We start from the raw sequence: 8351 nt of genomic DNA, 5'->3' as shown, positions 1-8351 counted from the left end.
AAGGTTCGAGCGCAGCTCGGGGTCAGTGGCATGGACAGAAACAAATAAGGGCGACAGCCGCTGTTGTTCAATCCTCTGCCAATCGGACTCGCTTAAATTTGTAAGTGTTAAATAAGACCCATAGAGAAAGCTCAAGCGATAGTCATCGTCCTTGAGATAGAGGCTGCTGCGGTGACCAGGTGGTTGCTGATCGATGAAGCAGAAGGCACAAGCATTGCTGCATTGCCGCAATCCATCGAACAGGGCTTCTGTGAATACCAGCCCAAGTCCATCGTCCTCATCCTTTTCCAGATCCACCTGGTGAAGCTCCCCTGCTGCATCGCGAATCTCTAAATGCAGCTTTTCCTCAACGATCAAATAGCGGTAATCGATCAGATCTCGGGGACGAACACCATTAATGCTCAACAACTGATCTCCAGGCTCAAAGCCAAGGTCCTCACCGATCGATCCCGGTTCCACCGATGCCACAACGGCGGGTGCGGGCTGGCGTGAGGCACGATCCGGATCAAGAGCCGCAACAGCCACACCTGCAGAAGGTTCATTCCACACAGGGCTGACGCTCAACTTCGTTCAGTTTGATGCCGAACCAGACCACCAGACCAAAAGGAGCACACCAAAGAGCAACCTGTACACCACAAAAATCCTGGTGCTGTGACTCTGGAGATATTTAATCAGCCAGTCGATCGCCAGCCAGGACACCACTGCGGCAGAACAGATCCCCACAAAAACAGGCAACACCCCTCCCGCGCTGGGGGCTGAGAATGCGTCCTTCAATTCCACCAATCCTGCGATCGTGATGGCGGGAATCCCTAACAAAAACGAGAAGCGAGCCGCATCCGCCCGCTTCCATCCATCAAAGAGTGCTGCCGTGAGGGTGCTTCCGGAACGAGAGACACCCGGGATCAATGACAGAACTTGAGCCAGACCAACCACAAGTCCGTCCCGTCCATCCACCTGATTGAGCTGCTTCAGTCGCGGCCCGAGCAGTTCAGCGAACCCCAACAGAAGCGCCATCACAATTGAGACCACAGCAATGGCCGGGACACTTCGCAATGGGGAGGTGGCGTAACCAGGCCAAAACAACTTGATGCACAAACCGGCAATCAAGATGGGCAGGGTACCGATCACCATCGCAACCCCAAGCCGCGCCTCAGGTTCACGCCATTGACCGCGGCGGAACGCTCCACTGATGCCTTTGAGCACTCCCGCCAAATCAGCACGGAAATAGGCAATCACAGCAAGGATGCTGCCTAGTTGAATCACGGCGGTCACCGAGACGCCAGGGTCACCCCATCCGGCAAGAACAGGAACAACTTTGAGGTGGGCCGTGCTGCTGATCGGCAAAAACTCTGTGAGCCCCTGCACGACACCGAGCACAAAATCACGCCAACAAGCTTCCAGCAGTCCAGGATCTGGCGTCAAAGCGCTCTTGATGAAGGCAGTACGACTATGAGCGACTCCGTGCAAAGCCGCACGTGTTTAGGACGACGAGGTAGACGACGTTTTCATCGTTCTTAGCCGCCAGATCCCGACATCGGGTTCAAATCTTCTAATCTTCGAGTCCTTTAGTGACCTCATTCGGGGAAGCCCTTTTGCTGAGTGGTCTGATTCAGACGCCAACATCGGAAACGAAGGCCCTGGTGATGTCCCAGGTTCCAACGTTTTCGTTTCCTCGCTCGCTGTCCTTATGGGCTTCAGCATTGGTTGTTCTGCCTGTCTTTCTTCAGGCGCCCTGGGTACGCTTTCACCCGGTTAGTTCTTGTTTGTTCACCGCAGTTCTCCTGACAACAGGGATCGTGGCGGTTCAGGTTGGCACTAGGTCTTGGAAGGAATTCGGCCCCCTGCTGGTGGGATTCAGTGGGAGTTGGCTGGCTGGAACCCTGTTTTGGGGATGGTTGCGCACGCATCCGGTGTTGCATTTACCCGTTGAGGCCATTGCCTTACCTCTAGCCGTTGGAGGTCTTAACAGTCGCTGGAAGCTGAGTTGTTCTTTTTACCTCGCTTCACTCCTTGGCACAGCTATCACAGACATCACCATGGCTCTGACCGGGGTGATGTCGTTTTGGCCAGAGGTTGTTAAAGCCACCTCCAACGAAGCCCCCCATCTTCTCAATGAGGCGGCAAAGCAGGTTTTGCAACCGACTTCGTTCTTGATTCTCGTTTCAGCCGCAGGGCTAGTCCTCTGGTTGGCAAAGCAGTTTTGGACGCAAGCAGGCAGTTCTTCAAAGCATCAAGAAGCGTGGAGGATTGCAGCTGCGGTTCTCTCCACCACCCTCTTGATTGATGCTTTATTTCTGGTGCTGTCCCTCTCAGTCCCAAGCCTGAGCGGTCTGATCTGAAACGAACTGCGAACGCCTGACTGTGCTGAGGTAGCAAAAGGGGTCTGCACTTGTAAGGTTTCCGTACCGGCGCTGCCGGAAGTTCAGTTCCGAATCCCGACGGAGAATTTAGATGAAGCGCCTGTTGTCCTGGCTGACGGGCTTGGTTGTGATCGGTGGCCTATTGATAGGCCTTCTCGTTCCCCCCAGTGTTTCTGCAGCTGAGATTAGAAATGTCGCAGACGACAAACTCGCCGAACGCGGCGACAAGGTTGATTTAAATAATTCCTCAGTGCGTCGCTTTCAGCAATTCCCTGGGATGTATCCCACTTTCGCAGGAAAGATTGTTTTGGGAGGTCCTTACGAGAACGTCGATGACGTTCTGAAACTCGACCTCTCAGAGCGTCAGAAAGAGTTGTTCGAAAAATACCGCGACAATTTCGTGGTCACAGCTCCATCGATTGCGCTCAACGAGGGCTTCGATCGCATCAACGACGGTCAGTACCGTTGACTTTGATCCAAGCTTGAACCGCCAGTACTCCTGGCGGTTTTTGCTCCCATGAGCAGCAGCAACGCAACCTCTATCGAACCGATTGCGCCTGGACCCTGGGATGTGATCGTGGTTGGCGCCGGTGCTGCCGGACTAATGACATGCTTGGAGCTGCCACCGGGCCTACGGGTCCTGCTCCTCAATCGAAACACGAGCAGGCGATCGTCGAGTCGCTGGGCTCAGGGAGGGATTGCAGCAGTCACCCGTTCCAACGACAACGCTGGAAGCCACGGCGAAGACACAGTGCGGGCAGGAGCTGGGCTGTGTGATGGCGATGCCGTGCGCCTTCTGGTTGATCAAGCCCCGCACAGCGTGCTCAGACTGCAAGAGCTCGGCATGGAGTTTGATCGCAACCCGGATGGGTCACTGGCGACCACCCTCGAGGCGGCACATAGTCATCGAAGGGTTCTCCATGTACAGGACCGCACAGGCAAAGCCTTGGTGGATGTCTTGAGAGAACGCGTGGATGCTCGTCCTGGTTTGCAGCATCGCCGAGGCGTGCGAGTGACCCAGCTCTGGGTGCAAAACAATCGCTGCTGTGGAGTCCAGGTCCTCGAAGGCCCCAGACTTCACTGGATTCCTGCCCGCGCCGTGGTGTTAGCCACCGGAGGTGGAGGCCACCTTTACGCCAATACCACCAACCCAGCACAAGCCTGCGGGGAAGGTGTTGCACTGGCCTGGCAAGCCGGAGCCGCAATCGAAGATCTGGAATTCATTCAGTTCCATCCCACAGCCCTCAAACTTGAACATGCACCTTGCTTCTTAATCTCTGAAGCCGTCCGCGGCGAGGGGGCTCTACTTGTCGACGCCTTTGGACAAAGCCCCGTCCATGAACTGGAAGGGAAAGACTTAGCCTCAAGAGATCAGGTCAGTCGTGCTCTGGTTCGTCGCATGCAGGCGCAAGGGGTCGGTCACATGGGACTAGACCTCACCCCCATCAACACTGAGACCTTGCTGCGGCGGTTCCCCACCATCTTGGAACGCTGCCACGACTTGGGCATCAACCCAGAGAACCAGCCGATTCCCGTGGCTCCAGCAGCCCACTATTGGATGGGAGGTGTCGCCACCGACTTGCAAGCTGCTACCAGCCTTCCTGGCCTTTACGCCGTTGGGGAAGTGGCCTGCACCGGTCTGCATGGAGCCAATCGACTTGCCAGCAACTCATTGATGGAATGCCTTGTCTTCGCAAGGCAACTGCGTGACATCGACCTTGGCAATCCACTTTCTAAAACAACGACAGAAGAACGACGATCAGAAGCAACATCCGACAACGCTCATAGTCATGGACCATTCAGCAAACAGGAACTCACTCAATCCATCCATTGGCTGAGATCGGAATGCTGGCGCGTTGCAGGCGTGGATCGTTCAGCCCACGGCATGCAAGACGTATTGCAAACACTGCAGAAAGCCACGCCAATCCTTGAAGCGATGACGCCTCTCAAGCTCATGCAACAGCAACATCCTGGACAGCGAACCCTACTGAATGAAAACAGGCGAGCGGAGCTGAACCTGATGTTGGATCTCCTGCATCGCCAGCAATCAAGTTCTTTGCTGTTGGAAGCTTGTTTGTTCAGGAAAGAAAGCAGGGGCGGACATTTCCGTAATGACACCCCAGCTCCCATGCCTCAATGGTGCCGCCATAGCCGCCAAGTCAAAGGCCAAACCACCGGGACGAGAGCCGTGACTTCTTAAAGTCTGGATCTTGTATTCAGAAGTCCTTCGGCCCCTGATATCCAGAAAGACGGGCAAGGTCAGGAAGTTTTTTCACCCCAGAATCGAGCTCGCCGTTGATCTCCCAGGTGGGGAATCCTTCAATCCCCTTGCTTTGACAGAGCTTGGCGTCGTTGTTTTGACCTGTTGGGGCACACTCAACAACCTTGAGGGTTTTGGCAGCTTCCTTACCAAACATCTCCTTCTGCTCATGGCAATGGGGGCACCAATAGGCGCTATACATCACCGCTCCAGAAGCCGTGAGGTGTTCGGCAAGAGAGATTTTTGCTGGGTTGCTTTCCGTGAGCACCGGCGGAGGTGCGCCTGGGCCTGTAGCTACGGCATCTGGACGTTCAGGATCCACAACTGAAGCCCAAATCAGGCCACCAAGCAACACGCCCAGCGCAAGAAGGAAACCCCGAAACAACAGTTGAGAGGGGTCGTCCCACCCTCCTCCAGCCAACGACAAGACCAATAAAGCTAGGGAGAGAACCGCCGAAAGAACGCAGAAAAAGCAGAAGGCCTGGATCTTGATCACCATCAGACCCACAAGCACCAGGCTGAACACAGTCATGACGAGTGAGACCGTAAACAAGCCCCACCAGGTGCGACGCGACAGGTCTGCTTTGTTTTCTGACAAACCCGGGAGCAAGGGCACAACCGCCATGACCAGAACGGCGAGATACGCGATCAAGCCTGAAAAGGAGAGGGGAATGCTGAAGCCATCCCCCTGAAACAACGTGCCCCAAGGACTATTCAGAACCTTGTCACAACCACCCGCACCCATCGGACAGGTGAGATCCCCAAGCACTCCCCAAAACTTGAGAGTGATCGAGCCCGTATCGATGACGCCGACCGTGGCCAAAACGGCCATGACAATCCGAACCCATTTCGAGCCTTGGTCCTGCCGGCGTCGGCTGGTGAGACGCTGAGTTGCCATTGAGGCCGATCAATTACCCATGATTTTGGCAGCAAAGCGTGAGCAATTCAGCGTTTACGCATGGCTGTCATCCGTTCATCCGCTCCTAAACTGGGGGATTGCAGGGTCATGCCATGGCCGGGGACGCCAAAACAGGCAACAGCCTCTCAGAACGGCCAACGGTGGCCTTCGCCCATCTGGGCTGCGAAAAAAATCGCGTGGATACGGAGCACATGCTCGGACTTCTCGCTGAAGCCGGCTATGGGGTCAGCAGCGATGAAAACAATGCCAGCCTTGTGGTGGTCAATACCTGCAGCTTCATTCAAGACGCCCGCGAAGAATCAGTACGAACCCTCGTGGGACTTGCAGAGCAAGGCAAGGAGCTGATCATTGCTGGATGCCTGGCCCAGCATTTTCAGGACGAGCTTCTGGAATCGATACCAGAAGCAAAAGCGATCGTGGGCACCGGCGACTATCAACACATCGTGGAGGTGCTGCAGCAGGTAGAAGCGGGCGAACGCGTAAATCGCGTGAGTCAAACGCCAACCTTTGTGGCCGACGAAAACCTGCCCCGCTATCGCACCACAGGGGAAGCCGTTGCCTATTTAAAAGTTGCTGAAGGCTGCGACTACCGCTGCGCGTTTTGCATCATTCCCCATCTCCGCGGAAATCAACGCTCAAGAACGATCGAATCGATCGTGGCTGAAGCCCATCAGTTGGCAGAACAAGGGGTTCAGGAATTGATCCTGATCAGTCAGATCACCACCAATTACGGCCTAGACCTCTATGGCAAGCCCCGTCTTGCCGATCTCCTCAAGGCACTCGGCGATGTGGAAATCCCCTGGATTCGTGTGCACTACGCCTACCCCACGGGGCTTACCCCCGACGTTCTTGCGGCCTACCGAGATGTTCCCAATGTGCTGCCGTATCTCGATTTACCCCTTCAGCACAGCCATCCTGAGGTGCTGCGAGCCATGAATCGGCCTTGGCAAGCAGATGTCAATGAGCGATTGCTCGATCAGATTCGTGAACAGCTACCGAATGCAATCCTTCGCACCACATTGATTGTGGGATTCCCTGGCGAAACAGAGGCCCAATTCGAACATCTGGCCGGCTTCTTAGAACGTCAACGCTTTGATCACGTTGGCATTTTCACCTTCTCGCCAGAAGATGGAACGGCTGCGGCAACACTTCCTGATTCAGTCCCTGATGAGATTGCCATCGCACGCAAAGACAAGTTGATGACGTTGCAACAGCCCATTTCGGCAGCTCGCAATGCCTCCTGGATTGGCAGAACCGTGGATGTCTTAGTGGAGCAACACAATCCTTCCACCGGTGAAATGATTGGCCGATGCGCCCGCTTCGCTCCAGAAGTGGACGGAGAAGTGCTCGTACAACCCGGTGATAACGGACTACAAGTGAATCCGGGAACAATGGTGCCCGTTCAGATCACAGGAGCAGACATCTACGACCTCTCCGGCAGAGTCGTGAGCGCTGCTCACATGGTCGCCGCCGCTCGCGCTGCGACGTGAATAGAAGCCCCAGCTGGCATCAACGTCAACGCACAATTTTTCTTGTTGCCTCGGGTGTAAGCACCGCTGGATCTTTCGCAGGTCTCACCGCCAAGGGCTGGATCTTGATGAGCGGCACCGACAACGCCATGTTGCTCGCCCTTCATTTTGCTGCTCTCTCTCTCCCGACGCTTGTGGTGAGTGGTCCTGCTGGAGTTCGCACCGATCGAATTGGCTGCGAGCAGGTACTGGTTCAGGCGCAGTGGGCACTCCTCGGGGCAGGGCTTCTTGCAGCCCTATCCATTCCTCTTTTGGACGGATCCGCCCAGGTTGCAGTGCTGCTCGCCAGCACACTGCTGATGGGGATTGCCGGTGCCTACGAACTCACGGCCCGCAATAAATACTGCGCGCTGCTTGTGGACGACCCGCGCACCTTGGCGCCCTATCTCGCCAGTTTTTCAGTGGTCTTCAATGTTGGGAAATTGGTCGGTCCTCCCCTGGGGGGATGGCTTGTGGCATTAACTGGGCCCGCGACGGCCCTCAGCCTCGATGCCCTCACCTATCTCTTGCCGATTGCCAGCGTGATCTGGCTGCTGAAGCCAAACAGATCCATCGAACAACTAAGCAGCACGAGAGATTCGGCCACTCTCAACTCAGCTTGGAAAGACTGCGGACCCGTTTTGCGGCATGTGCTGAAGTTCACAGCCTTGATTTGCATGGTTGGGTTCTTTCACCCAGGTCTGGCTCCTCTGATTGCCGCAGATACCCTCGGGCCAACCCCTCAAGATCTTGGACTTTTCACCAGTGTGCTGGCGGCTGGAAGCATCACTGGTGGGATCGTCTTGCAACGGAACAGCCACAAATTCAGCAGCCGTCCTGGTCTCACTTTGGGTTGTTTTGGGTTGATTACAGCAGTCGCTCAACTGGGGATGGCGAGCAGCCAATGGATCCCAATCGTGCTGCTGATGGTTTGGCTCATTGGCGCTGGAACCGCTGGCTTACTGAGTAGCGCCAATTTGATCACCCAGGTTGGCTCAAAGCAGGTGCTGAGAGGGCGGATGGCCGGATTAAGCCAAATCGCGTTTTTGGGAGGTGGGGGCTTGAGTGGCTTGATCGCAGCTCAGCTCACGATCACCCTTGGACTGCAAGCAACATTTGCGATTGCAGGAGGAGTAGGCCTGATTCTCTCCTTAGGAGAAATCTGGCGTCGCGGTGGAATGCCAATGAACGAAATCAAATCAGCTTGATGCCGCGCAGGATGGTGCTGAAGGCAAAAGCTGCAACCAAACCGGCACCGACAAGACCCAAATAAATAACGAAGCCCATAACAGTCACAGATTGCA

The 8351-nt window shown here is 55.4% G+C and carries 9 protein-coding genes; 5 read left to right on the top strand and 4 right to left on the bottom strand.

What is annotated here, in order from left to right:
- Together NCN04_RS04600 and NCN04_RS04595 are read right to left on the bottom strand one after the other, a co-directional pair.
- On the bottom strand, positions 1-549 hold a 549-nt coding region (locus NCN04_RS04600), incomplete at its 3' end, for a PDZ domain-containing protein (protein WP_250395313.1).
- A 21-nt stretch (positions 550-570) separates the two neighbouring features.
- Positions 571-1422, bottom strand: a complete 852-nt coding sequence (locus NCN04_RS04595; protein WP_250395311.1) for an undecaprenyl-diphosphate phosphatase — start codon at positions 1420-1422, stop codon at positions 571-573.
- A gap of 170 nt (positions 1423-1592) precedes the next feature.
- Between NCN04_RS04595 and NCN04_RS04590 the strand changes: the two genes are divergently transcribed.
- The 3 genes from NCN04_RS04590 to nadB all read left to right on the top strand — a co-directional run bounded on the left by NCN04_RS04590 (position 1593) and on the right by nadB (position 4560).
- Entirely contained in the window at positions 1593-2339 is a 747-nt protein-coding gene (locus tag NCN04_RS04590) for a DUF3120 domain-containing protein (RefSeq protein WP_502988750.1), read from the top strand.
- A 112-nt stretch (positions 2340-2451) separates the two neighbouring features.
- On the top strand, positions 2452-2829 hold the full coding sequence (psbU, locus tag NCN04_RS04585; RefSeq protein ID WP_048347308.1) for a photosystem II complex extrinsic protein PsbU: 378 nt from the start codon (positions 2452-2454) through the stop codon (positions 2827-2829).
- Positions 2830-2877: 48 nt separating this feature from the next.
- Positions 2878-4560 (top strand): L-aspartate oxidase, encoded by a 1683-nt coding sequence (nadB, locus tag NCN04_RS04580; protein WP_250395310.1) that lies wholly within the window; start codon positions 2878-2880, stop codon positions 4558-4560.
- Positions 4561-4576: 16 nt separating this feature from the next.
- Here nadB and NCN04_RS04575 read toward each other — a convergent pair whose 3' ends face one another.
- On the bottom strand, positions 4577-5518 hold the full coding sequence (locus NCN04_RS04575) for a vitamin K epoxide reductase family protein (protein WP_048347310.1): 942 nt from the start codon (positions 5516-5518) through the stop codon (positions 4577-4579).
- A 113-nt stretch (positions 5519-5631) separates the two neighbouring features.
- On the opposite strand from NCN04_RS04575, the gene rimO reads away from it, so the two are divergent.
- Positions 5632-7029 (top strand): 30S ribosomal protein S12 methylthiotransferase RimO, encoded by a 1398-nt coding sequence (gene rimO, locus NCN04_RS04570; RefSeq protein WP_250395309.1) that lies wholly within the window; start codon positions 5632-5634, stop codon positions 7027-7029.
- Positions 7026-8255, top strand: coding sequence for an MFS transporter (locus tag NCN04_RS04565; protein WP_048347312.1), 1230 nt, complete (start codon positions 7026-7028; stop codon positions 8253-8255). The genes rimO and NCN04_RS04565 overlap by 4 nt, the downstream gene beginning before the upstream one ends.
- On the opposite strand, the gene petL is transcribed toward NCN04_RS04565, so the two are convergent.
- Positions 8242-8334 (bottom strand): cytochrome b6-f complex subunit PetL, encoded by a 93-nt coding sequence (gene petL, locus NCN04_RS10745; RefSeq protein WP_157028669.1) that lies wholly within the window; start codon positions 8332-8334, stop codon positions 8242-8244. The two genes, NCN04_RS04565 and petL, sit on opposite strands and share 14 nt — an antisense overlap.
- Positions 8335-8351: the final 17 nt, after the last annotated feature.

The organism is Synechococcus sp. MU1655, from assembly GCF_023630655.1.
Lineage (GTDB): Bacteria > Cyanobacteriota > Cyanobacteriia > PCC-6307 > Cyanobiaceae > Synechococcus_C.
Note: the sequence above shows the minus strand (reverse complement) of the source record. Positions and strands in the feature narration are given on the sequence as shown.